The organism is Bacillus sp. AFS098217 (assembly GCF_002551815.1).
Classification (GTDB): Bacteria; Bacillota; Bacilli; order Bacillales; family Bacillaceae_G; genus Bacillus_A.
Genome location: NZ_NVPR01000032.1, coordinates 340,040 through 364,803, shown reverse-complemented (window position 1 = coordinate 364,803; position 24,764 = coordinate 340,040). Strand labels below are relative to the sequence as shown.

General features: G+C 38.0%; 23 protein-coding genes, 1 pseudogene and 1 other annotated feature. Of the genes and pseudogenes, 21 read left to right on the top strand and 3 right to left on the bottom strand.

The features are described from left to right. Window positions 1-660: pseudogene (locus COO03_RS10150) on the top strand (peptigoglycan-binding protein LysM); the annotation flags it as partial. A 129-nt stretch (window positions 661-789) separates the two neighbouring features. Further along, window positions 790-1,470: a YhcN/YlaJ family sporulation lipoprotein gene (locus COO03_RS10145; RefSeq protein ID WP_097897049.1), complete on the top strand. Its 681-nt coding sequence runs from the start codon at window positions 790-792 to the stop codon at window positions 1,468-1,470. Window positions 1,471-1,550: 80 nt separating this feature from the next. Here COO03_RS10145 and COO03_RS10140 read toward each other — a convergent pair whose 3' ends face one another. Beyond that, window positions 1,551-1,994, bottom strand: coding sequence for a branched-chain amino acid ABC transporter substrate-binding protein (locus COO03_RS10140; protein WP_170958154.1), 444 nt, complete (start codon window positions 1,992-1,994; stop codon window positions 1,551-1,553). 583 nt (window positions 1,995-2,577) lie between these two features. On the opposite strand from COO03_RS10140, the gene COO03_RS10135 reads away from it, so the two are divergent. From COO03_RS10135 to yajC, 7 genes are all read left to right on the top strand, one after another. Further along, a complete protein-coding gene (locus COO03_RS10135; protein WP_097897048.1) occupies window positions 2,578-3,108 on the top strand; it encodes a BofC C-terminal domain-containing protein in 531 nt (176 codons plus the stop codon). 213 nt (window positions 3,109-3,321) lie between these two features. Then, window positions 3,322-3,939 carry a Holliday junction DNA helicase RuvA gene (ruvA, locus tag COO03_RS10130; protein ID WP_097897047.1) on the top strand — a complete coding sequence of 206 codons (618 nt, stop codon included), beginning with the start codon at window positions 3,322-3,324 and terminating at the stop codon, window positions 3,937-3,939. A 5-nt stretch (window positions 3,940-3,944) separates the two neighbouring features. Further along, the gene (ruvB, locus tag COO03_RS10125; RefSeq protein WP_141523184.1) at window positions 3,945-4,946 is read left to right on the top strand and encodes a Holliday junction branch migration DNA helicase RuvB; all 1,002 of its coding nucleotides are present in this window, start codon (window positions 3,945-3,947) and stop codon (window positions 4,944-4,946) included. Then, the gene (locus COO03_RS10120; RefSeq protein WP_097897045.1) at window positions 4,943-5,143 is read left to right on the top strand and encodes a DUF2905 domain-containing protein; all 201 of its coding nucleotides are present in this window, start codon (window positions 4,943-4,945) and stop codon (window positions 5,141-5,143) included. The genes ruvB and COO03_RS10120 overlap by 4 nt, the downstream gene beginning before the upstream one ends. Before the next feature lie 18 nt (window positions 5,144-5,161). Further along, a complete protein-coding gene (queA, locus tag COO03_RS10115) occupies window positions 5,162-6,217 on the top strand; it encodes a tRNA preQ1(34) S-adenosylmethionine ribosyltransferase-isomerase QueA (RefSeq protein ID WP_097897044.1) in 1,056 nt (351 codons plus the stop codon). Window positions 6,218-6,230: 13 nt separating this feature from the next. Next, a complete protein-coding gene (gene tgt, locus COO03_RS10110) occupies window positions 6,231-7,370 on the top strand; it encodes a tRNA guanosine(34) transglycosylase Tgt (RefSeq protein WP_097897043.1) in 1,140 nt (379 codons plus the stop codon). A 28-nt stretch (window positions 7,371-7,398) separates the two neighbouring features. Next, window positions 7,399-7,659, top strand: a complete 261-nt coding sequence (gene yajC / locus COO03_RS10105) for a preprotein translocase subunit YajC (protein ID WP_097897042.1) — start codon at window positions 7,399-7,401, stop codon at window positions 7,657-7,659. A gap of 33 nt (window positions 7,660-7,692) precedes the next feature. On the opposite strand, the gene COO03_RS10100 is transcribed toward yajC, so the two are convergent. Further along, on the bottom strand, window positions 7,693-8,076 hold the full coding sequence (locus COO03_RS10100) for a TIGR04086 family membrane protein (protein ID WP_097897041.1): 384 nt from the start codon (window positions 8,074-8,076) through the stop codon (window positions 7,693-7,695). Window positions 8,077-8,189: 113 nt separating this feature from the next. On the opposite strand from COO03_RS10100, the gene COO03_RS10095 reads away from it, so the two are divergent. Continuing rightward, entirely contained in the window at window positions 8,190-8,846 is a 657-nt protein-coding gene (locus tag COO03_RS10095; RefSeq protein WP_097897040.1) for a DUF421 domain-containing protein, read from the top strand. 38 nt (window positions 8,847-8,884) lie between these two features. On the opposite strand, the gene spoVB is transcribed toward COO03_RS10095, so the two are convergent. Further along, complete coding sequence (gene spoVB / locus COO03_RS10090) at window positions 8,885-10,438, bottom strand: stage V sporulation protein B (RefSeq protein WP_097897039.1); 1,554 nt, start codon at window positions 10,436-10,438, stop codon at window positions 8,885-8,887. A 219-nt stretch (window positions 10,439-10,657) separates the two neighbouring features. On the opposite strand from spoVB, the gene COO03_RS10085 reads away from it, so the two are divergent. The 11 genes from COO03_RS10085 (at window position 10,658) to aspS (ending at window position 24,753) form a co-directional block, all read left to right on the top strand. Then, a complete protein-coding gene (locus COO03_RS10085) occupies window positions 10,658-10,942 on the top strand; it encodes a post-transcriptional regulator (RefSeq protein WP_097897038.1) in 285 nt (94 codons plus the stop codon). A gap of 346 nt (window positions 10,943-11,288) precedes the next feature. Next, a complete protein-coding gene (gene secDF, locus COO03_RS10080; protein WP_097897037.1) occupies window positions 11,289-13,553 on the top strand; it encodes a protein translocase subunit SecDF in 2,265 nt (754 codons plus the stop codon). A 244-nt stretch (window positions 13,554-13,797) separates the two neighbouring features. Then, the gene (locus COO03_RS10075) at window positions 13,798-14,691 is read left to right on the top strand and encodes a cation diffusion facilitator family transporter (protein WP_097897036.1); all 894 of its coding nucleotides are present in this window, start codon (window positions 13,798-13,800) and stop codon (window positions 14,689-14,691) included. Between the two features lie 132 nt (window positions 14,692-14,823). After that, window positions 14,824-17,163, top strand: coding sequence for a single-stranded-DNA-specific exonuclease RecJ (recJ, locus tag COO03_RS10070; protein ID WP_097897035.1), 2,340 nt, complete (start codon window positions 14,824-14,826; stop codon window positions 17,161-17,163). Window positions 17,164-17,210: 47 nt separating this feature from the next. Then, window positions 17,211-17,723 (top strand): adenine phosphoribosyltransferase, encoded by a 513-nt coding sequence (locus tag COO03_RS10065; protein WP_097897034.1) that lies wholly within the window; start codon window positions 17,211-17,213, stop codon window positions 17,721-17,723. Between the two features lie 214 nt (window positions 17,724-17,937). Continuing rightward, on the top strand, window positions 17,938-20,124 hold the full coding sequence (gene relA, locus COO03_RS10060; RefSeq protein ID WP_097897033.1) for a GTP diphosphokinase: 2,187 nt from the start codon (window positions 17,938-17,940) through the stop codon (window positions 20,122-20,124). A 17-nt stretch (window positions 20,125-20,141) separates the two neighbouring features. Further along, a complete protein-coding gene (gene dtd, locus COO03_RS10055) occupies window positions 20,142-20,582 on the top strand; it encodes a D-aminoacyl-tRNA deacylase (RefSeq protein ID WP_097897032.1) in 441 nt (146 codons plus the stop codon). Window positions 20,583-20,738: 156 nt separating this feature from the next. After that, window positions 20,739-21,071 (top strand): YrdB family protein, encoded by a 333-nt coding sequence (locus COO03_RS10050; protein ID WP_097897031.1) that lies wholly within the window; start codon window positions 20,739-20,741, stop codon window positions 21,069-21,071. A gap of 89 nt (window positions 21,072-21,160) precedes the next feature. Then, window positions 21,161-21,337 (top strand): hypothetical protein, encoded by a 177-nt coding sequence (locus COO03_RS26965; protein WP_097897030.1) that lies wholly within the window; start codon window positions 21,161-21,163, stop codon window positions 21,335-21,337. 54 nt (window positions 21,338-21,391) lie between these two features. Then, window positions 21,392-21,624: a binding site (T-box leader), on the top strand. A gap of 69 nt (window positions 21,625-21,693) precedes the next feature. Next, entirely contained in the window at window positions 21,694-22,965 is a 1,272-nt protein-coding gene (gene hisS, locus COO03_RS10040) for a histidine--tRNA ligase (protein ID WP_097897029.1), read from the top strand. A gap of 12 nt (window positions 22,966-22,977) precedes the next feature. Next, entirely contained in the window at window positions 22,978-24,753 is a 1,776-nt protein-coding gene (aspS, locus tag COO03_RS10035) for an aspartate--tRNA ligase (RefSeq protein ID WP_097897028.1), read from the top strand. The last annotated feature ends 11 nt before the right edge of the window (window positions 24,754-24,764 follow it).

The following is a 24,764-nucleotide window of genomic DNA, read 5'->3' as shown; positions in this document are numbered from 1 at the left end:
GTAATGCCAATGATGGAAAACAACCAGATGCCAAACATAATGCCAATGATGGAAAATAACCAGATGCCAAACGTAATGCCAATGATGGAAAATAACCCAATGCCAAATATGATGCCGATGATGGAAAACAACCCAATGCCAAATATGATGCCAATGATGGAAAACAACCCAATGCCAAATATGATGCCGATGATGGAAAATAATCCAATGCCAAATATGATGCCAATGATGGAAAACAACCAGATGCCAAACGTAATGCCGATGATGGAAAACAACCCAATGCCAAACATAATGCCGATGATGGAAAACAATCCAATGCCAAATATGATGCCGCAACAGTATCCGTACTATCAACAACAAAATCCGTATTATAACATGCCGTATCCACAAGGAGCACCAATTGCATCGCAATATGCTTCGATGCCAAATATAATGCCAATGGAAAACAACATGCCACCAATGATGCCAGAAGAGGAGGATTGTGGGTGCGGCGGTGAGGAAAGAACTTTATATAGTCCACAGCCAGGCGGACCACAGTACGCGCGCCCTTTATATTATCAACCAACACAGGCTGCATATGCACCTCAACCAGGTACAATGTATTATCAGCCAGATCCGCCAGATATTTTTGGAAATCCACTTGTGGAAGAAGAGGAATAAAGAGAACTTTATGGAAAATTTCAGGGGATTACTAGTGAAATATTAACAGTGTAAAAACCTTCTTTGTTACTCATGATAAGAGGGAGCTTTTCGAAAGAAAAGTTCATTCTAACAAGGGAGGTTTTTGTATTGAATAAAAAAGTTAAAATTATTGCCGCTTCTTTGTTAGTTACCAGTGCATTAGCTGCATGTGGTACACCTAAGAATAAAAGTGCAATGGATGGGCGTAATGCGAACTACAATTATGAACGTACATCTTATTATGATACACAACCATACAGAAATAATGTAACACGTACAAATCAATATACAGATTATGTAACATATCGAAATGGAAATAGAGTTACAGATAATGTATATGATCGTCGTAATGATGTTGGATATAACTACTACCGTGATGTAAATTACCACGGTCAAATGGCAAATCCATATCCAACTCGTAACGTTACAATGAATAATTCATACATGAACAATGATGGTAAAACTGCAGAAAGAATTACAAATCGTGTTAAGGGTATGAATAATGTGGATCGTGTTTCTACAGTTGTGCGTGGAAATGATGTAGTTATTGCAGTGAAACCACGCAATCCAGTGACAGATGAAACGGCAATGGCAAATGAAATTCGTCAAGCAGTTGCGAATGATGTGAAAAACCGAAATGTATATGTAACAGTAAAAAATGACATGTTTGAACGTGTAGATACGATAAATACGCGTCTGCGCAGCGGAACAGTTACAAACGATTTAAATCGTGATGTAACAAATATGTTCCGAGACATTCGTGCTAGCCTTACTGGAACAGTACGTTAACAAAAAAAGAGGAAGGGGTATACCTTCCTCTTCTTACATAAACATGTTTTTAGTGATTTTATTTTTAGACTAAGTAGTAATCATTCGTCATGATTCTGTAAACGATTTTTCTTGATAAAGTAGCCAGCAGAATAAGAAGCTAAAAAGCATAAAAAGAAAATACTTCCCATAAGAATAGCTTCCCGTAGTGGCCTGTCAGGACTGAAAATAACATAGATAATTGCAAAAATGATTCCTACAATAGCAGAGCGTAAAACAAGCTTATAGTAAGGGGTCAATTTAATTCCTTTTTTATCTTCTTCTGCATCAATAGAAATTCCCATTTGTAAATAGCAGAGAAGGATACTTGTTAGCATGAATAATAACCATAATGGAGATTTTGTAATTCGATCTATTCCATTAGTAAAGCCAATATAAGCTAAAATCCCTATTATACCAATCGATTGAAAGATAAATGCAATTCGTATGTTTTTTAAATTTTGTAGTATGAGACGTTCATCTTTTATTTTTTTCAACATATTCATCTCCAGTTACCATATTTTTCGTTAGTTTTCATAATAATTGTAACATATATATTGCATTAATCAATTTATATTTTACTATTAAGTCGTTTCGTATGTTAAGAATCCATCCATTTACTAGTTATAATGGAAGTTGATTTGTTGAAGAAGCAAAATACGGTATGAGCAGGGAGTGAAATATTTTTTATGATTATCTTGCTTTCTGGTTATATTAATGTTATATTAGCAAAGCGATGAGCTAATTTACGTAAGACGAGAGATATGCTTAAGTGCTAAACACGCGGATGTGGCCGCCTGGTCTCTCGCCGTAAACGCATCAAGACGCCTGCTATGTTCAGGCGTCTTTCTTATTATATAAAAGTAAAGTGAAGTTTGGATAAGAGAATCTAAACTTCATTTTTTTGTGGTTTTAATATCGGAATATTTTATTAATAATCTCGCGAATATTCTCAAAAGAATTAAAATGCAAATGGTAATATATCACATGGAGGTTTCGCTTTATTCCGATTTCGCTTACGGATAAAACCTCTATTTCCGGAAAAACTAAGAATGGAAGTTCTATTTTGCCTAGAAGAGGTGAACGGAAATGAAATTCATGATGATTGCAGTTCAAGTTTTAATTGCTATATGTTGTTTGTCTCATGAATCGAGTGTGAGGGCTGCAGCTACTATACCAGATGTAACGGAAAAAGAACCTCAAGTGACAATTTTGCTAGAGCGTATGTATTTAGACGGAGAAGCAAGTGAAGAAATCTTTGCTGAAAAGGTAGCGAATTTAGAGCAGTTTTTGAAGCAATATAAAGATTGGCAGCTTGTCGATCGTGATGATGTGCAAATTGTATTGCAAAAAAAGATAGATGACATTTCACCTTTACTAAAAACAAGCGGTTATTTCGGCGTTTCCAATGAGGGGATATTACAGATCTTTAACGGTGTACCAAACAGAGATAATGTGATTCATTCATTTTTTCAAATTGATATGAAAAAGCTAGAAAGTTATGAGCGAGCGGAACTAAAGCGTGGTATTCGTATCAGGTCAAAAGAGCGTTTTGTGAAGACGATTGAGAAAATGAAGCAGTATGCGGTGCAAAGTAAGAAAAACAGCAGCTCAGGATGAGCTGCTGTTTTCTTATTTATTCTTAGCTAAGATTTGTTTTGCAATTTCATCAATTAACATATCTTTCCCGATTGGGTTAAATGCTTTTGTGTTAAAGACTTCGTTATAAAAAATGAAAAATCAAAGTAGAGAACATTTGTTGGGGCAGTCTCGCTTTTCTATCATTAAATATGTTAAAATGGAATACATGATTTGAGAGGGAGAGATCGTATTTTGTTTGAATATGTTACAGGCTATGTGGAATATGTAGGGCCAGAATATGTCGTTCTTGATCATAATGGAATTGGCTATCAAATTTTTACGCCAAATCCGTATGTATTCCAAAGAAGTAAGCAAGAAATTCGTGTATATACATATCATTATGTGAGAGAAGATATTATGGCGCTTTATGGATTTAAGACACGTGAAGAGCGTTTATTATTTACAAAACTTTTAGGTGTGTCAGGAATCGGGCCAAAAGGTGCACTTGCCATTTTGGCTTCTGGTCAAACCGGACAGGTCGTGCAAGCAATTGAAAATGAGGATGAAAAGTTCTTAGTGAAATTCCCGGGCGTTGGAAAGAAAACAGCGCGCCAAATGATTTTAGACTTAAAAGGAAAATTAGCAGATGTTGTACCAGATGCATTTGTTGATTTATTCTCAGATGTAGAACGTTTAGATGAGAAGAAAGGGTCATCAGCTGAGCTTGATGAGGCGCTTGAGGCGCTTCGTGCACTTGGTTATGCAGAACGAGAAGTGTCTCGCGTTGTACCAGAATTATTAAAAGAATCACTTACGACGGATCAATATATTAAAAAGGCACTTAGTCTGTTACTAAATAGTAAGAGGTGAGTAGAATGGACGAACGTCTCCTTTCGGGAGAATCTGCATATGAAGATGCAGACTTAGAATATTCGTTACGGCCACAGACGCTCCGTCAGTATATTGGCCAAGATAAGGCAAAACATAATTTAGAAGTGTTTATTGAAGCAGCGAAAATGCGTGAGGAGACATTGGACCACGTACTATTATATGGACCGCCAGGACTAGGGAAAACGACGCTTGCCAATATTATTGCCAACGAAATGGGCGTTAATATTCGAACGACGTCAGGTCCAGCAATAGAGCGTCCAGGGGATTTAGCAGCGGTGTTAACGGCGCTGCAACCTGGTGATGTACTATTTATTGATGAAATTCACCGCTTGCATAGATCAATTGAAGAAGTATTATACCCAGCAATGGAGGATTTCTGTCTTGATATTGTTATTGGTAAAGGGCCGACAGCACGCTCTGTACGTCTTGATTTACCTCCATTCACATTAGTTGGTGCAACAACACGTGCAGGTGCGTTATCAGCACCGCTCCGTGACCGTTTTGGTGTATTATCACGATTAGAGTATTATACAGTAGACCAACTTTCGGCAATCGTTGAACGGACAGCAGAAGTGTTTGAAGTTGAGATAGATTCCTTGGCAGCATTAGAAATTGCAAGGCGTGCACGTGGTACGCCGCGTATCGCAAACCGTTTATTAAGACGTGTACGTGACTTTGCGCAAGTTCGCAGCGATGGAACGATTGCGATGGAAATTACACAAATGGCATTAGAACTCTTACAAGTGGATAAATTAGGTTTAGATCATATCGATCATAAGTTACTACTTGGTATTATTGAAAAATTCCGCGGTGGACCAGTTGGATTAGAAACGGTTTCAGCGACAATTGGAGAAGAGTCTACTACCATTGAAGATGTGTATGAACCATATTTACTTCAAATTGGATTCTTACAACGAACGCCAAGAGGACGAATCGTAACGCCGCTCGCTTATGAACATTTTGGAATGGAGATGCCTGGGGTTTGATGGATATGCCAAAGCTGCTTATTACGGCTGGTATTCTTCTTATAGTTGTTGGATTAGCTTGGAAGTTTATAGGAAGGCTTCCAGGCGATATTTTTGTGAAAAAAGGAAACGTTACCTTTTATTTTCCGATCATTACATGTATTGTGTTAAGTATTGTATTATCTTTTGTTATGTATATAATAAATCGATTTAAATAGAAATAGGTGGATATAGTTATGGATATTAATCTGTTTGATTTTCATTTACCTGAAGAACTTATTGCCCAAACGCCGCTTGAGAAGCGTGAAACATCAAGATTAATGGTGTTAGATCGTGAAACAGGTGATATCGAGCATAAGCATTTTGCTGACATTCTTTCTTATTTACATGAGGGTGATTGTTTAGTTTTAAATGAAACGAAAGTTATGCCTGCTCGTTTGCATGGTGTGAAAGAAGATACAGGTGCACACATTGAAGTACTTCTTTTAAAGCAAGAGGATGGCGATAAGTGGGAAACGCTTGTGAAACCAGCGAAGCGTGTAAAAGAAGGAACTGTCATTTCTTTTGGTGAAGGAAGGCTAAAAGCAACTTGCACTGGAACAGCTGATCAAGGTGGTCGTCAACTTGAGTTTTCATATGACGGTATCTTTTATGAAATTTTAGATGAGCTTGGAGAAATGCCACTTCCTCCATATATTAAAGAAACATTGGAAGATCGTGACCGTTATCAAACGGTATATGCAAAGGAAATCGGTTCTGCGGCAGCACCGACAGCCGGACTGCATTTTACTGAAGAGTTATTAGAGAAATTGAAGCAAAAAGGTGTTCAATTAGCGTTTATTACACTTCATGTTGGCCTTGGAACATTCAGACCTGTTTCAGCTGATACAATCGAAGAACATCATATGCATGCAGAGTATTATCACATGTCAGAAGAAACAGCAGACTTGTTAAATCGTGTGAAAGAGAACGGTGGTCGCATTATTACAGTTGGGACAACGTCAACTCGTACGCTTGAAACAATTGCTACAGACCATGATGGTAAACTTTGTGCAGCATCTGGATGGACAGATATCTTTATGTACCCAGGTTATGAATTTAAAGCAATTGACGGTTTAATCACAAACTTCCACTTGCCAAAATCAACATTAATTATGCTTGTGAGTGCATTTGCAAATAGAGAGAATGTGCTTCATGCTTATAATGAAGCAGTAAAAGAAAAATACCGTTTCTTTAGTTTTGGTGATGCGATGTTCGTTGCATCGCATGCTAAAATGAGAAACAACAAATAAAAGGAGTAAATCTATGACAGCAATTCGTTATGAATTTATTAAAACATGTAAACAAACAGGTGCCCGTTTAGGCCGCGTCCATACACCACATGGTTCGTTTGATACACCAACATTTATGCCAGTTGGTACACTTGCAACAGTTAAAACGATGTCACCAGAAGAACTAAAAGCGATGGATTCAGGTATTATTTTAAGCAATACGTATCATTTATGGCTACGTCCAGGTCATGAAATTGTACGTGAAGCAGGTGGTTTACATAAATTTATGAACTGGGATCGTGCGATTTTAACGGATTCTGGTGGTTTCCAAGTATTTAGTTTAAGTGATTTCCGCCGTATTGAAGAAGAGGGCGTTCACTTCCGTAATCACTTAAATGGAGACAAGTTATTCTTATCACCAGAGAAGGCAATGGAAATTCAAAATGCATTAGGTTCAGATATTATGATGGCATTTGATGAGTGCCCACCTTTCCCAGCTACTTTTGAATATATGAAAAAGTCTGTAGAACGTACAAGCCGCTGGGCAGAGCGTTGTTTAAAAGCGCATGCGCGCCCAGAGGATCAAGGGTTGTTTGGTATTGTACAGGGCGGAGAGTTTGAAGAGCTTCGTCGTCAAAGTGCGAAAGATCTTGTTTCAATGGACTTCCCTGGCTATGCAGTAGGTGGATTATCAGTTGGGGAACCAAAGGATATTATGAATCGCGTACTTGAATTTACAACGCCACTCCTTCCAGACAATAAACCGCGTTATTTAATGGGAGTAGGTTCTCCTGACTCGTTAATTGATGGAGCGATTCGTGGTATCGATATGTTTGACTGTGTACTTCCAACTCGTATTGCGCGAAATGGTACATGTATGACAAGTGAGGGGCGTCTCGTTGTGAAAAATGCGAAGTTTGCAAGAGATTTTGGTCCGCTTGATCCAAACTGTGATTGTTACACATGTAAAAATTACTCTCGTGCGTACATTCGTCACTTAATGAAATGTGATGAAACATTCGGAATTCGCTTAACGTCTTATCACAACCTTCATTTTCTGTTAAACTTAATGGAGCAGGTGAGACAAGCCATTCGTGAAGATCGTCTTGGCGATTTCCGAGAAGAGTTCTTTGAGCAATATGGCTTTAATAAACCAAATGCTAAAAACTTCTAATACATAATTATTAAAGGAGGAATAAAAGATGAATCCAGGTATGATGAATATTATCATGATCGTTGCAATGTTTGCGATCTTCTACTTCTTATTAATTCGCCCGCAACAAAAGCGTCAAAAGGCGGTAGCCCAAATGCAAAGTGAATTAACAAAAGGCGATGCTATCGTAACAATTGGTGGTTTACACGGTACAATTGAATCAGTAGAGGATACTACGATTGTTATTAAATCTGGTGGTTCACATTTAACATTCGATCGCAATGCGATTCGTGAAGTTGTGAAGAAGTAATTAGTGAAAGCCCTGCAAAATGCAGGGCTTTTTTCAATTTGTCCGTTTGGTCATATTAACGCCAAAGATTCCTCCAAGTGTACTTGATCCCATTAATGCAAGTTGATAGAGTAGCTGTGAGTTGGATAAAGAATGTGAGAAACCTAAATAGTTAACAAGAAATACAAGAATGGTAAAGGTAAGCCCAGTTGTAAAACCAACTAACCATCCTTTACCTTGCGCTTTTTTACCAGCGACAAAACCAGAGATGAGCATGGAAAGAAGAGCAAATACAAAAATAGTAACGGCCAATGTCCCTTCATTGATATTGGTGAACTTTAACAAAAGAGCAATTGTCATACTTGTAATAGAGGCAAGAACCAATACAGTGATAACACCAAACCCGATTGCTGTAGATAATCTTTTCGTTCCATCCATTATGCATACCTCCTTTTTAATACAAGCATATTTTCAATTTGGATAAGTTAGACTAGTTTCTTTTTTACAGGGAAGTCTATAAATAGAAAAGGTGTAAAAAAGGAGATGAGGAAATGGAATGGCTATCAATAGTTGGTCGGACAATGCTTCTATATGTTGTGATTTTAATTATTTTTCGCATGATGGGAAAGCGAGAAATTGGCGAACTAAGTGTATTAGATTTAGTAGTTTTTATTATGCTTGGTGAGATGGCTGTTGTGGCAATTGAAAATACAGATAAGTCCCTTTGGCATCAGCTTGTTCCCATGGTACTGCTTATGGGTGTACAAATCACTTTATCGATTGTTTCTTTGAAAAATCAGCGTATTCGTCATTTGATAGAGGGGGAACCCGCTATCATTGTGAATGCAGGAAAAATTGATGAGAAACAGATGCGAAAGCAGCGTTACAATATAGACGATTTGATGGTGCAATTACGTGAGCAGGGAATTGGAGATGTACGTGATGTAGAGTATGCGATTTTAGAGCCAACTGGGAAGCTATCTGTCTTTCAAAAACAAAAAAGTAAGAAGAGTAAAAATGATACACCGCTTTTTTCACTTCCATTAATTATTGACGGAGAAATTCAACAAAAACATTTACAAATGATTGAGCATTCGGATGATTGGCTTGTAGAGAAGCTAAAAAACTTAGGGCATAATGATGTGAAGAGGATTTTGTATTGTAGTTTTCAAAATGGACAGTTTTTTGTTGATGTTAAAGAGGAATAAAGGCTTGCCATTTTTAGAAACGGCAAGCCTGTTTGTTTTCAAGCGAACAGTTTACGAATAATCGGAATGCGTCGTAATTCTTCTTTACGAATCAGTTTAAAAATAAACAGAAGTAGAATGTAGATAGTAGTAGTTAATGTAATTTCCCATAATGTTTGTATACCGAGTGAGTGTGAAAAAACAATATACTTGTGAAGACAGAAACCAAAAGCTCCTGCGACAACAATCGCAATTCCCCCGAAAATATAATCTCTCATGTAAATTGTGAATGTAATTTTCTTTAAGACTGTAGCGTAGTGAAGAAATGTCACAGTTACAATGTTAGCGGCGATAGCGAGTGCAACGCCCATCATTTGAAACTCTGGACGTGAAGCGAGTACAAAAATAACGAGTAGTTTGACAATAGCTCCGATAAATGTGTTCATCATTGCAGCGCGTGCTAAGTTTAAAGCTTGCAAAACAGATGTAAGAGGGCTTTGGAAGTAGTGAAATAAAAAGCAAGGTGCAAGTAATTGAATGAATGAAGTTGCGCTGTCAGATCCATACATGAGAGTTAAGACAGGGGAGGCGAATACATAAAGAATGACGACCGACCAGCCTCCTGTAATTAAAGAAATACGAAGTGCCTGTTGCAGGCGGTGTTCAACTAATCGATGTTGCTTTTTTACCATCGCTTCACTAATGGATGGTACAAGTGCTGTAGAAAGAGCATATGTAATAAAAGCTGGCAGCGACAAAAGCGGAAATGCATAGCCATTTAATATACCGTACTGCTTCGTAGCGACTGAAGCGGCAACACCAGCAATTGCTAAACTTTGCATCACAACAATGGGCTCGAAAAAATAAGAAACGGAACCGATTAAACGACTTCCTGTAGTTGGAAGCGCAATTTCCATAAGTGAATGAAAAGTGTGTTTGCTTTCTTTGACAGTGCTTAGAAAATCTGTTCGTATAGAAAGATGCTTTTCACGCTGGAATAATGTGAGCAGGAATAATAAAGAAGCTACTTCACCAAGAACAGATGAGAGCATTGCACCTGCCGCTGCATATTCAACGCCGTAAGGTAAAAATAGCCGAATGCATACAGCGATAATAGTAATGCGAACCACTTGTTCCAGCACTTGAGCATAGGCACTTGGTTTCATATTTTGTTTTCCTTGGAAATAACCGCGTAAAACAGATGAAATAGCAATAACAGGAACGACAGGTAAAATAGCTATGAGTGGATAGTATGTTCTTTCATCTGTAAGTAATGTTTCAGCCAAAATAGGAGCTAGAAGCATGATAGCGATTGTTAAGATAATACTAATAACGGATGTAACAGCTAATGATACTGTTAATATTCTTTTTACTTTTTGTTTATCATTCACCGCTTCCGCCTCTGCGACGAATTTTGCAATGGCGACAGGAAGCCCGATTTGCGTTAAGGTAATTGCTAAAATGAAAGTAGGGACAGCCATCATATAAAGACCGACGCCTTCTTCTCCTACAATGCGTGCCATTACAATACGGTTGATAAACCCAAGAATTTTTGTAATAAAACCAGCTAGCATTAAAATAAATGCACCTCGTAAAAAGCTTTGTCTTGTCATGGTCTTCTCCTACCTTCTCAAAATCAATGGAATGATTTACAATAATTTATATGCACGTATGAGACAAGAATGACAAGCATTTAAGAGGACGGTTATGAAAGTGAAACTTCTGCTAAGAAGAAACGAGAGAAATGGAACTCTTAAAGGTAAGTGATTGCTGTCCATTAGAGCGGGATAAAAAGCGACTTTTCGTGCTGAAATATAAAGGAGATGTGATGTATGGTGGAAAAAGAAGAGTTGGTAGAAGCTTACCGCGGACAGTTACAAGTCGTTTTGCAAAGTAAAGTGGAGGAATTCCAAATGCTTGGTTATGACCGAGTAACGATTGACGATATTTGGAAATGTTTAAAAAATAAAAAGTGGAAAAAGATAGACAGTAATGTTAGATTACATGAACTAGTGAATGACGTACTAACATTAACTGCAAATGAGTATATGACCTATTTAACGGTTGAAGCATATCAAGAGCCACTTTGGTCATTCGAAGAATATGAAAATAAATAATCGACTGTAATTGGTTTGTTCTTCCTTTTGCAGTATAATGATAGGTATTGATAAAGAGGAGTTTATTATGTCAGAGATTTTACGTAAAGGAGGTAGGGAGCAAAACTTATAATGATATGTAGGAACATCTAGGGTGTACATCTGTAGAACCACAACCTAGATGGCTAGTGGTGAACTAGTAAAAAAACACTGGAAAATTTACAGAAAGGACGTCTACTAATTAGACAAACTCATATGTGTAGAGGAATACTTGTGAATGATAAAGCTGTAATAGCCACAGGGAATTGTCTAGCGTAAATGAATTGTAGGATTTATTTATGGTTTTAGTAGCAGAAAGAAGGTACATATGGCAAAGCGCGGTACGAGAATCGTCGCCTTTTTCCTCATCGTTTTATTAATCGGTGGAATTATTGGCGCGACAGGAAAAAACATAACAAAAGGAATTAGTCTTGGACTAGACCTTCGCGGTGGCTTTGAAATCTTGTATGAAGTAAAACCTGCGAAAAAAGGAGATAAAATCGATCATGATGCACTTGTAAGTACAGTAGGTGCCCTTAATAATCGTGTCAATGTTCTTGGTGTAAGTGAACCGAACATTCAAATCGAAGGGACAGATCGAATTCGTGTTCAGCTTGCTGGTGTGCAAGATCAGCAAAAAGCACGTGAAATTTTATCTACACAAGCAAAATTAACATTCCGTGATGTGAATGATAACCTTCTCATGGACGGAACAGATTTAAAGGGCGGCGGAGCGAAGCAAACGTTTGATGAACAAGGTCGACCAAGTGTTAGCCTTACATTGAAAAGTGCTGATAAATTCCGCGAAGTAACTGAAAAAATCTCTAAAATGCCTCCACCAACAAACTTAATGGTGATTTGGCTTGATTTTGAAGAAGGTAAAGATTCGTATAAAGCAGAAGCTGCAAAACCAAATCCAAAATTCTTATCAGCAGCAACAGTAAACCAAGTGTTTAATCAAGCTGAAGTTTCAATCGTAGGTGGAAACTTTACAGTTGAAAGTGCAAAACAACTTTCATCTTTATTAAATGCGGGTGCGCTTCCTGTTGATTTAAAAGAAATGTATTCAACATCTGTTGGAGCAAAATTTGGTCAACAAGCATTGCAAGAAACGATTTTTGCTAGTGCGATCGGGATTGCTCTTATCTTCTTATTCATGCTTGTATTCTATCGTTTACCAGGGCTTGTAGCGGTCATTATGTTAGGCTTATACATTTTCGTTACATTGCTCGTCTTTAACTGGATGCATGCGGTTCTTACCTTGCCAGGTATCGCGGCATTGGTGCTCGGGGTTGGTATCGCGGTTGATGCGAATATCATCACGTATGAAAGGCTGAAGGAAGAATTACGAATTGGCAAGTCTCTCATGTCAGCGTATCGTGCTGGTAATCATCGCTCATTAGCAACGATTTTAGATGCGAACATTACGACACTTGCTGCAGCTGGTGTATTATTTGTATATGGTACAAGCTCTGTACAAGGGTTCGCAACAAGTTTAATTGTAAGTATTTTAGTTGGTTTCATTACGAACGTATTCGGTACTCGTTTCTTACTTGGATTACTTGTGAAAAGCCGTTACTTCGATAAGAAAATCTCTTATTTTGGTGTAAAACAGAAAGAAATTATTCCGTTGTCAAAAGGGGTAGAACATGCACCAACGAAATTTGATCGTATTAACTTTGTAAATATTGGTCACAAATTCTTCTTATTCTCAGTTGTAGTTGTGATTGCTGGAGCAATTATACTACCAATTTTCAAAATGAACCTTGGTATTGACTTTGCAAGCGGTACACGTATGGACTTGCAATCAAACCAAGCGATTAGTGTAGATCAAGTACAAAAAGACTTGCATGAACTGAAGATTGATGTGAAAAAAGAAGATATTGTATCAACAGGAAATGACAATAAAGGATTTGCCGTTCGTACAATTGGTGTTTTATCGAAAGATGAAATTGCAAAAGTGAAAACATTCTTCCACGATAAATATGGTACAGAGCCGAATATAAGTACGGTTTCTCCAACAATCGGGAAAGAAATCGCGCAAAACGCATTTATTGCAGTTATGATTGCCTCAGCGGTTATCGTTTTATATGTAAGTATTCGTTTCCGTTTCACATACGCACTATCTGCCGTATTAGCATTGCTGCATGATGCGTTCGTTATGATTGTTATATTCAGTATCTTCCAATTGGAAGTAGATATAACATTTATCGCTGCGGTATTAACAATCATCGGTTATTCCATCAATGACTCGATTGTTACATTTGACCGAAACCGTGAGCTATATAAACAGAAAAAACGAATTCGCGACTTAAAAGATTTAGAAGAAATCGTAAACTCAAGTATTCGTCAAACAATTGGTCGTTCCATTAATACCGTTCTAACGGTATTGCTCCCGGTTATTGCGTTGCTGATTTTTGGTAGTGAATCACTACGAAACTTCTCACTTGCATTAATGATTGGACTAGTTGTAGGTACGTATTCTTCTGTTTTCGTTGCTTCTCAAATTTGGCTAATGCTTGAAAATCGCCGTTTGAAAAAAGGTAAGGGTACGAAAAAAGGAAATGAAGGAGTATCTGAACCACAAGTATAAAATTTAGAACAGCACATATAAAAAAGATGATGCCTCTTTAGAGGCATCTCTTTTTTCGTTTGCGGATACAATAAAGTGATACTTCCTTTCACGCTTTTTGCTAAAGGGTAGTAGAACCAATCGGGAGTAAAATAAATTCTTTTGCTAAAAAACGGATCATGGAGAAACTGGAAGGAAGTGATACTTCTTCCATTATTTTTTGTTACAATATAAAGGTATTTTGAGAAAAGAAGGGATTTCGGTTATGGAAAAAGATGAACGTTTTAAACAGGCGGAGTTTGGCGCTATTGTTGGAATCGTTGGAAATATTGTATTAGCGATTGTAAAAGCGGTAATCGGCTATATTGGAAATAGTAAGGCTCTTTTAGCAGACGCAGTTCATTCAGGATCAGATGTGATTGGTTCGTTAGCTGTGCTTTTTGGATTACGAGCGGCGAAGCAGCCCCCCGATGAAGATCATCCTTATGGTCATGGAAAAGCGGAATCGATTTCAGCGATTATTGTTGCAGTATTACTATTTATTGTTGGAATTGAAATTGTAATTTCTTCCGTAAAGGCTTTTACGCAAGAGCTTGAACCGCCAAAGGGAATTACAATTTTTGCGGTTATTCTTTCTATCGTTGTGAAAGAGGGAATGTTTCGGTATAAGTATCAATTAGGCAAACGGATCAACAGTGATGCAATTATTGCAAATGCATATGAGCACCGTTCAGATGTGTTTTCTTCAATTGCAGCTTTAATCGGGATTTGTGCAGCTATTATTGGAAATAAACTTGGTTTAGATTGGCTTGTGTACGCCGATCCAGTTGCAGGATTATTTGTTTCATTACTTGTTGTGAAAATGGCGTGGAGTATTGGAGGCGAAGCAATCCATACAACGCTTGATCACGTTCTTCACGAAGAAGATGTCATTCCGCTAAGAGAAGCAGTCCTTCAAGTAGAGGGTGTTAAAAAAATTGGGTCCCTATATGCGCGTGAGCATGGTCATTATGTTATTGTCGATATTAAAGTGTCTGTTGACCCATATATTACAGTGGAAGAAGGACATCGCATTGGAAAACATGTTAAAGAAGTGTTAATGAAGCAAGATAATGTCCAAAATGTTTTTGTACATATTAATCCGTATTCTCCTGATTGATATGGAGCGGTTCCTGTAAAAAAGTAAATATTCATCTAATTATGGAGATATTCAATCGTAGCTAACAGAGCGTGTATTATATTGTCACCCCTTAATCTGTCTTGTATAATGGACAGGTTAAGGGGTGATTTCGTGTTACAACCGAAGACGCGTTGGAAAGAAAAGTCGTATAATGAGGAAATGGTGAGTGAATTAGCAAGTAAATTGCAATTATCACCACTTGTTATTTCGTTATTCCTCGGTAGAGGTTTAGATACAGAAGATAAGATTGTGGATTTTTTAAATACAGAAGGGCAAGAATTTCACGATCCATTTTTACTTAAAGGGATGGACTGTACAGTAGAACGTGTAAGGAAAGCCATTCAAAATGGAGAGCAGATTTTAATATTTGGCGATTATGATGCGGACGGAGTAAGTAGTACGACTGTGTTATTCCTTGCTCTTCAAGAATTAGGTGCAGATGTAGAGTTTTATATTCCAAACCGCTTTACGGAAGGATATGGACCGAATGAAGAGGCCTTTCGCTGGGCGCACCGCGCAGGCTTCTCGTTAATTATTACGGTCGATACAGGTATTGCAGCGGTGCATGAAGCACAGGTGGCAAAGGAACTTGGAATGGATCTTATTATTACAGATCACCATGAGCCACCACCAGAACTTCCAGAAGCGCTTGCGATTATTCATCCGAAGTTAGAAGGCGGTGTTTATCCGTTTCATTATTTAGCGGGTGTTGGTGTTGCGTTTAAAGTAGCGCATGCACTACTTGGACGTGTACCGGAGCATTTATTAGAAATTGCAGTGATTGGTACGGTAGCTGATTTAGTATCACTTCATGGTGAGAATAGATTGCTTGTGCAACGTGGACTGAAACAAATGCGAATGACAAAAAATATTGGCTTAAAGGCGTTATTTAAAGTAGCCAACGTTTCACAAAGTGAAATTACAGAAGAAAGCATTGGTTTCTCTATAGCACCCCGTATTAATGCGATTGGACGCTTAGAAGATGCAGCGCCGGCAGTTCATCTTTTATTATCGGAGGATCCTGAAGAAGCGAAAGAGCTTGCTGAAGAAATTGATGAACTTAATAAACTTCGAAAAGATATTGTAAAGCAAATTACAGAAGAGGCTATTGCTGAAGTAGAAAATAATTTCCCACCAGAGGAAAATAAAGTGTTAGTCCTTGCGAAAGAAGGATGGAATCCAGGCGTAATTGGTATTGTGGCCTCTAAATTAGTAGAGCGTTTTTACCGTCCAACAATCGTATTATGCATTGATCCTGAGAAGCAAACAGCAAAAGGATCTGCTCGTAGTATTGCGGGATTTGATTTGTTTGCAAATTTATCGGATTGTAGAGAATTGTTACCTCATTTTGGAGGGCATCCGATGGCGGCAGGGATGACGCTTCATATGAATGATGTGGATGAACTACGCCGCCGTTTAAATGAACAGGCAGAGGCTATTTTAACGGCAGAAGACTTTGTTCCGATTACAACGGTTGATGCGATTTGTAAGGTCGAAGATGTAACGCTTGCGGCAATTGAAGAAATGCAAAAGCTAGCGCCGTTTGGTGTTGGAAATCCTAAGCCGCGTATCGCAGTGAGAGATGCAGAGTTAGAAAGTATTCGTGCGATCGGATCCGATAGCTCTCATTTGAAAATGGCACTTCGTGACGGACAGGCAACGCTAGATACGATTGGATTTGGTTTCGGTGCCTATGCGAAAGAGATTTCTCCACTTGCTACCGTTTCTGTTGTAGGTGAAGCATCGATTAATGAATGGAATAATTTCAAAAAACCGCAATTGATGATTCAAGATATTGCAGTAGAGGCATGGCAATTATTTGATTGGCGCAGCATGCGTAATGTGGAAGCAAACCTAGCAGAGCTTCCAAAAGATAAAGTAACAATGGTATATTTTTCTGAAGAGGTATTGAATAAATTTTCTTTAGAAGTGTATAAAGAACAATTGGTGCACGCATCAGAAGTAACAAATCTAGATGATCAGTATATTGTTTTATTGGATTTACCAACGGGAACAGAGGAATTACGCGAGTTATTTAAGGCGGGATTCCCGGCGCGAATTTACACGCTGTTTTACCAAGAAAATAATCATTTATTTAGTACGGTCCCAACAAGAGACCACTTTAAATGGTATTATTCCTTTTTACATCAAAAAGCACCGTTTTCTTTAAGACAATATGGAGAACAACTATGTCGTCATAAAGGTTGGTCAAAAGATACAGTAAATTTTATGACACAGGTGTTTTTTGAGCTAGAATTTGTTACAATAAAAGACGGTGTCATTTTTATGGCAGAGAAAATGCAAAAGCGTGATTTAATTGAATCGAACACATATCGTGAGAAAATGAACCACTTGCAACTAGAGAAAGAATTGGTTTATAGCACATATCAACAACTATATACATGGTTTGAAACGATTCGTAATCATAAAGAAGTAGAGCAGTTAAGGTAAAGGATTTGTATTTACAGACCTTTTATATCTGAGGAGGATTCAGAAATATGGATTTCAAGCAACATATCGCAATTGTACCAGATTATCCAAAAGAAGGTATTGTGTTTAAAGATATCACACCTTTAATGAATGATGGGAAAGCATACAAAGCAGCAACAGATGAAATCGTTGCTTATGCAAAAGAAAGAAACATCGACCTTGTAGTAGGACCAGAAGCACGTGGTTTTATTATTGGTTGCCCAGTTTCTTATGCGTTAGAAGTAGGATTTGCACCAGTTCGTAAATTAGGTAAATTACCACGTGAAGTAATTAAGGTAGACTATGGTAAAGAGTATGGAAAAGACGTTTTAACAATCCATAAAGATGCAATTAAACCAGGTCAACGTGTATTAATTACAGATGATTTATTAGCTACAGGTGGAACAATTGAAGCGACAATTAAGCTAGTTGAAGAACTTGGCGGAGTTGTAGCAGGGATTGCATTCTTAGTGGAACTTACTTACTTAGATGGTCGTAAAGTGTTAGACGGTTACGATGTATTAGTACTAGAACAATATTAATTATTATATAGGTAAAACTACGGTGATAGAAAAAGTACCCGTGAATCTCTTAGAGAGGAGCGGGTACTTTTGTATAATTGTATGAAAAATCATGGTGAAATATCTGTAAAATCTTTTCCTTTTCACAATTCACAATCATTAGGTTATAATGATAGAATAAAAATTATTCTAATTAATAAGGAAACAGTATTAATTTTTAATAAAAGGTGATTCGATGGCAAATGAGCAAGTACTAACAGCTGAACAGGTACTCGAGAAAGCGGGACAATATTTAGCGGATGATGATATTGAGTTGGTGGCACGTGCCTATGAATATGCACGTGATGCACATAGTGAACAGTATAGAAAATCGGGCGAACCATATATTATTCATCCGATTCAAGTTGCAGGTATTTTAGTTGATTTACACATGGATCCATCTACAGTGTCAGCAGGTTTTTTGCATGATGTAGTAGAAGATACCGAAGTTACACTAGAAGATATTGAACGGGAATTTAATAAAGAAATTGCTATGCTTGTTGATGGGGTTACAAAGCTTGGGAAAATTAAATACAAGTCTCATGAACAGCAGCAAGCAGAAAACCATCGCAAAATGTTTATTGCAATGGCTCAGGATATTCGGGTTATTTTAATTAAACTAGCCGATCGTCTTCATAACATGCGTACGCTTAAGCATTTGCCTCAAGAAAAGCAGCGCCGTATTGCAAATGAAACGTTAGAGATTTTTGCGCCTTTAGCTCATAGACTCGGAATTAATACTATTAAATGGGAGCTAGAGGATACATCACTTCGTTATTTAAATCCGCAGCAATATTATCGTATTGTTAATTTAATGAAGCGAAAACGTGCGGAGCGTGAAGAATATTTAGACGAAGTAATGACGGGCATTCGTGAGAAATTAAAAGAAGTGTCCATTCAACCTGATATTTCAGGAAGACCGAAACATATTTATAGTATTTATCGTAAAATGGCGCTTCAAAATAAACAATTTAATGAAATTTATGATTTGTTAGCTGTGCGTGTTGTTGTGAATAGCATTAAAGATTGTTATGCGGTGTTAGGAATTATTCATACGTGCTGGAAACCAATGCCAGGTCGTTTTAAAGATTATATTGCGATGCCAAAAGCAAATCTATATCAATCGCTTCATACAACAGTAATTGGGCCAAAGGGCGATCCGCTTGAAGTGCAAATTCGTACGAAAGAAATGCACGAAATCGCAGAATTCGGGATTGCAGCGCACTGGGCTTATAAAGAAGGAAAAGCAGCAGAAACAACAGGTACATTAGAGAAGAAATTAACATGGTTCCGTCAAATATTAGAATGGCAAAATGAAGCTTCTAATGCAGAAGAATTTATGGAGTCATTAAAAATTGATTTATTCTCTGATATGGTATTTGTCTTTACGCCAAAAGGAGATGTCATGGAATTACCACTTGGTTCTGTACCGATTGATTTTGCATACCGCGTCCATTCGGAAATTGGAAACAAAACGATTGGTGCAAAAGTGAATGGCAAAATGGTGACGCTTGATTACAAATTAAAAACAGGTGATATCATTGAGATTTTAACATCTAAACATTCATACGGACCAAGTCAGGATTGGGTAAAACTTGCTCAAACCTCTCATGCAAAGAATAAAATTCGTCAATTTTTCAAAAAGCAACGCCGAGATGAGAATATTGAAAAAGGCCGTGAACTTGTTGAGAAAGAAGTGCGAAGTTTAGAATATGAGATGAAAGAAGTATTAGCAACTGATAATTTAAAACGAGTGGCTGAGAAATACAATTTTGCAAACGAAGAAGATATGTTTGCCGCAGTTGGATATAACGGTATTACGGCTGCACAAATTGTAACGCGTCTAACGGACAAGTTCCGCAAGCAGCGTGAAGAAGAACAAGATATTGTAGAAGTGAAAGAAGTTCGTAAACCAATGAAAATCCGGAAATGGGACTCTGGTGTAAAAGTGAGCGGTGCTGATAATTTGTTAATTCGCTTATCAAAATGCTGTAACCCAGTTCCAGGTGATGATATTATTGGATACATTACGAAAGGACGCGGTGTATCTATTCACCGTCGTGACTGCGTCAATGTGCATACAGAAGAAGCTAAGGAGCGTTTATTAGAAGTAGAGTGGGAAGGTAGCACAGAAAAAGAGATTGAATACAATGTTGATATTGAAATCTCTGGATACGATCGCCGTGGTTTATTGAATGAAGTTTTGCAAGCTGTTACAGAAACGAAAACGTATATTTCAGCTGTTTCAGGTAGAAGTGACCGCAATAAAATGGCGACGATTAATATGTCTATCTCCATTCGCAATTTACACCATTTGAAGAAAGTGGTAGAACGCATTAAGCGAGTTCCAGAAATTTATGCCGTACGCCGCATGATGCATTAATAGGGAGTGTATAAGATATGAGAGTTGTCTTGCAACGATCAAAGGAAGCGTCTGTTACAATAGATGGCGAGATTGTAGGACAAATTCCGTTCGGTTTAACATTGCTAGTTGGCATTACGCATGAAGATACAGAAAAAGATGCAACGTACATTGCTGAAAAAGTTGCAAATTTACGTATTTTTGAAGATGAGAATGGAAAGATGAACCATTCTGTACTGGATATGAAGGGACAAGTTCTTTCTATTTCGCAATTTACATTATACGGAGATTGCCGTAAAGGGAGACGCCCGAACTTTATGGATGCTGCGAAACCAGACTACGCAGAGCGTTTGTATGATTTCTTCAATGAAGAACTTCGTAGACAAGGACTGCACGTAGAAACGGGACAATTCGGAGCAATGATGGATGTTTCTTTAATCAACGATGGTCCGGTGACCTTAATTTTAGAAAGTAAATAATAGTGGTGGAAGAGAGGATTATGAGATCCTCTCTTTTTTTATAAGTCTTATAAAAGGTATATTTTGTTAATTTGTAATATAATTGTACTGAAAATAATGAAAATATAAAAAGGGAACTGAAGGGAAGGGGAATCTGAAATAGGAGGCCAATTTATTATGTTTCAAGAATTGAATATAGCCCTGCGTTTCGTATTAGAGTTATGTATTCTTGGGATTATTGGATACTGGGGATTTCGTGTAGGGAAAATACCGGCTATGAAAATTACACTTGCCATCACACTTCCAGTTATTGTTGCTGTTATATGGGGGTTATTCGGAGCGCCTAATGCAGAATGGGAGGTACAAGGAACCTTACATGTATTGTTAGAAATTCTCGTTTTTGGATTAGGTGTTATGGCGTTATATCATTTAAGGCACTACACTCTTGCAAGTGTATTAGCAGTTGTTATTATTATGAACCGTATTCTTATGTTCATTTGGGACCAGTAGTTTTCTAGCCTTGTATCTGTGTATAACTACCTTATCAATATGGAACAATAGAAGTAAAAACATCCATATTGAATGTGAGGGATATACGTATGCGCATGAACGAAAAAGGGCACTCTGTTATGAACGGTGCCAATCAATTATTTAATGTGAATTTTCATGAGTTTATTGCAAAAGAACAAAACAATACTTCGATGGAGCTTGCTTCTGAATTTGGTATTTCATTACAAGATGTAAAACGTTTAAAGAAGCAGATGGAACGCTCCTAGGGCACTTGACAATCGCTGTGAACAAACGTATAGTAATTTTATATTTACATATGAAGAGAACCGATGATAGAGAAGAGTAAATGAGACACACATGGAAAGAGAAGAAATGTCTAAGGCTGAAAACATTTCTACATGATGACTGATTGAAGGACACTCTGTAGGTTTCAACTTGAAAGGCTTATATGCTTAGTAGAGATTGAACGCAAATTTAAGCGTTATTAAAAAAGTGGAAGCATATGTGCTTCAAATTAGGGTGGCACCACGGGTATAATACTCTCGTCCCTACTGGATAATCAGTAGAGGCGGGAGTTTTTTTATTTTTATTAAGATTAAAATAATTTGAGGAGGAACTGAATATGTCTATTCAAATTCCACGCGGAACGCAAGATATTCTTCCAGGTAGTGTTGAGTTATGGCAGTATATTGAAGGGCAAGCACGCGAAATTTGCCGTCGTTACAACTATAAAGAAATTCGCACACCAATTTTTGAACACACAGAGCTATTTTTACGCGGTGTTGGTGATACAACGGATATCGTTCAAAAAGAAATGTACTCATTCCAGGATCGAGGTGAGCGTAACTTAACACTGCGTCCAGAAGGTACAGCACCTGTTGTACGTTCTTATGTTGAAAATAAAATGTTCGGTGATGCAACGCAGCCGACGAAACTATACTATATCGGTCAAATGTTCCGTTACGAAAGACCACAAGCAGGTCGTTATCGTCAGTTTGTGCAATTCGGTATTGAAGCGATCGGTAGTAATGATCCAGCAATTGATGCAGAAGTAATTGCACTTGCTGTGGAATTTTACCGTGGCATGGGCTTAAAAAATATTAAAGTTGTACTGAACAGCTTAGGTGATGCAGCGAGCCGTCAAGCGCATCGTGATGCACTAATCGCTCACTTTGAGCCTCGCATTGGCGAGTTCTGCTCTGACTGTCAATCTCGTTTAGAAAAGAACCCACTTCGTATTTTAGACTGTAAAAAAGATCGTGATCATGAATTAATGAGCACAGCACCATCTATTACAGAGTACTTAAACGAAGACTCAGCAGTATACTACGAAAAAGTACAAGAGTTATTAACGATGATGGGCGTTCCATTTGAAAAGGATCCAAATTTAGTACGTGGTTTAGACTACTACCAGCACACTGTTTTTGAAATTATGAGTGAAGCAGAAGGTTTCGGTGCAATCACAACATTAAGTGGTGGCGGTCGTTATAACGGACTTGTACAAGAAATCGGTGGTCCAGAAATGCCTGGTATCGGTTTTGCGATGAGTATCGAGCGTTTAATCATGGCACTAAAAGCTGAAAATATTGAGTTACCAATTGAGCATAACATTGATTGCTATATTGTAGCACTTGGTGACAAAGCGAAAGATCATGCTGCAAAAGTTGCGTTTGATCTTCGCAAAGCTGGATTATCAGTTGAAAAAGATTATTTAGATCGCAAAATGAAAGCACAATTTAAATCCGCAGATCGTCTAAAGGCAAAATATGTAGCTGTATTAGGTGAAGATGAGTTAGATAAAGGCATCATTAACTTAAAAGATATGGCAACAGGTGAGCAAGAGGAAGTAGCATTAGATGTATTTGCTTCATATGTAGCAGAGAAATTAATATAGGGGGAACTAACAATGGCTGAAAGAACACATGCGTGTGGAAAAGTAACAGTAGAAGCAGCTGGACAAACAGTTCAATTAAAAGGTTGGGTACAAAAACGCCGTGACTTAGGTGGACTAATTTTCATCGATTTACGTGACCGTACAGGTATCGTGCAAGTTGTATTTAACCCAGAAACATCAAAAGAAGCACTAGAAGTAGCAGAAACAATTCGTAGTGAATACGTGTTACACGTAGAAGGTACAGTTGTTGAACGTGCAGAAGGTGCGATTAACGATAATATGGCAACTGGCCGCATTGAAGTACAGGCAACGAAAGTAAATGTATTAAATGCAGCGAAAACAACGCCAATTATTATTGCTGATGATACAGATGCATCAGAAGATGTTCGTTTAAAATATCGTTATTTAGATTTACGTCGTCCTGTTATGTACAACACATTTAAAATGCGTCACGACGTAACAAAAACAATTCGTAACTTCTTAGATTCAGAAGAGTTCTTAGAGGTTGAAACACCAATTTTAACGAAGAGCACACCAGAAGGCGCACGTGACTATTTAGTACCAAGCCGTGTGCACGACGGTGAATTTTATGCATTGCCTCAATCCCCGCAGCTATTTAAACAGCTTCTTATGGTCGGTGGATTTGAGCGTTACTATCAAGTAGCACGTTGTTTCCGTGATGAAGATTTACGTGCAGACCGTCAACCAGAATTCACACAAATCGACATTGAGGCTTCATTCTTAACACAAGAAGAAATTTTAGATATGATGGAGCGCATGATGACGAAAGTTATGAAGGATGCGAAAGGTGTAGAAATTAACGCACCATTCCCTCGTATGACATACGCTGATGCAATGGCTCGCTACGGTTCTGATAAGCCAGATACGCGCTTTGCGATGGAGCTTACTGACCTATCTGAATTCGCAGCAGGATGTGGATTCAAAGTATTTACAAGCGCTGTAGAGAGCGGTGGACAAGTAAAAGCAATTAATGCAAAAGGTGCGGCAGGTAAATATTCTCGTAAAGACATCGACGCATTAACTGAATTCGTAAAAGTATACGGAGCAAAAGGTTTGGCTTGGTTAAAAGTTGAAGAAGATGGCTTAAAAGGACCGATTGCGAAATTCTTCGGCGAAGAAGATGCAAATGTACTAATGAATACATTAGATGGGGCTGCTGGAGACTTATTACTATTCGTTGCGGATAAGAAGAGTGTCGTTGCAGATAGCTTAGGTGCACTTCGTTTACGATTAGGGAAAGAGCTTGAATTAATTGATGAAAGCAAATTTAACTTCTTATGGGTAACTGACTGGCCACTTCTTGAGTACGATGAAGATGCTGATCGTTACTTCGCAGCGCACCATCCATTCACAATGCCGTTCCGTGAAGATGTTGAGTTATTAGAAACAGCACCAGAAAAAGCGCGTGCACAAGCATACGATCTTGTATTAAACGGTTATGAGCTTGGCGGTGGCTCACTTCGTATTTATGAGCGTGATGTACAAGAAAAAATGTTCAAAGCACTTGGATTCTCACAAGAAGAAGCACAAGAGCAATTCGGATTCTTATTAGAAGCGTTCGAATATGGTACACCACCACACGGCGGAATTGCATTAGGTTTAGACCGTCTTGTAATGTTACTTGCAGGTCGTACAAACCTTCGCGATACAATCGCATTTCCTAAAACGGCAAGTGCAAGCTGTTTATTAACAGATGCGCCAAGCCCAGTTGCAGGAGCGCAGCTTGAAGAACTTAACTTACAGTTAAACGTGAAAGAAGAGAAGTAAGAACGGAGCCT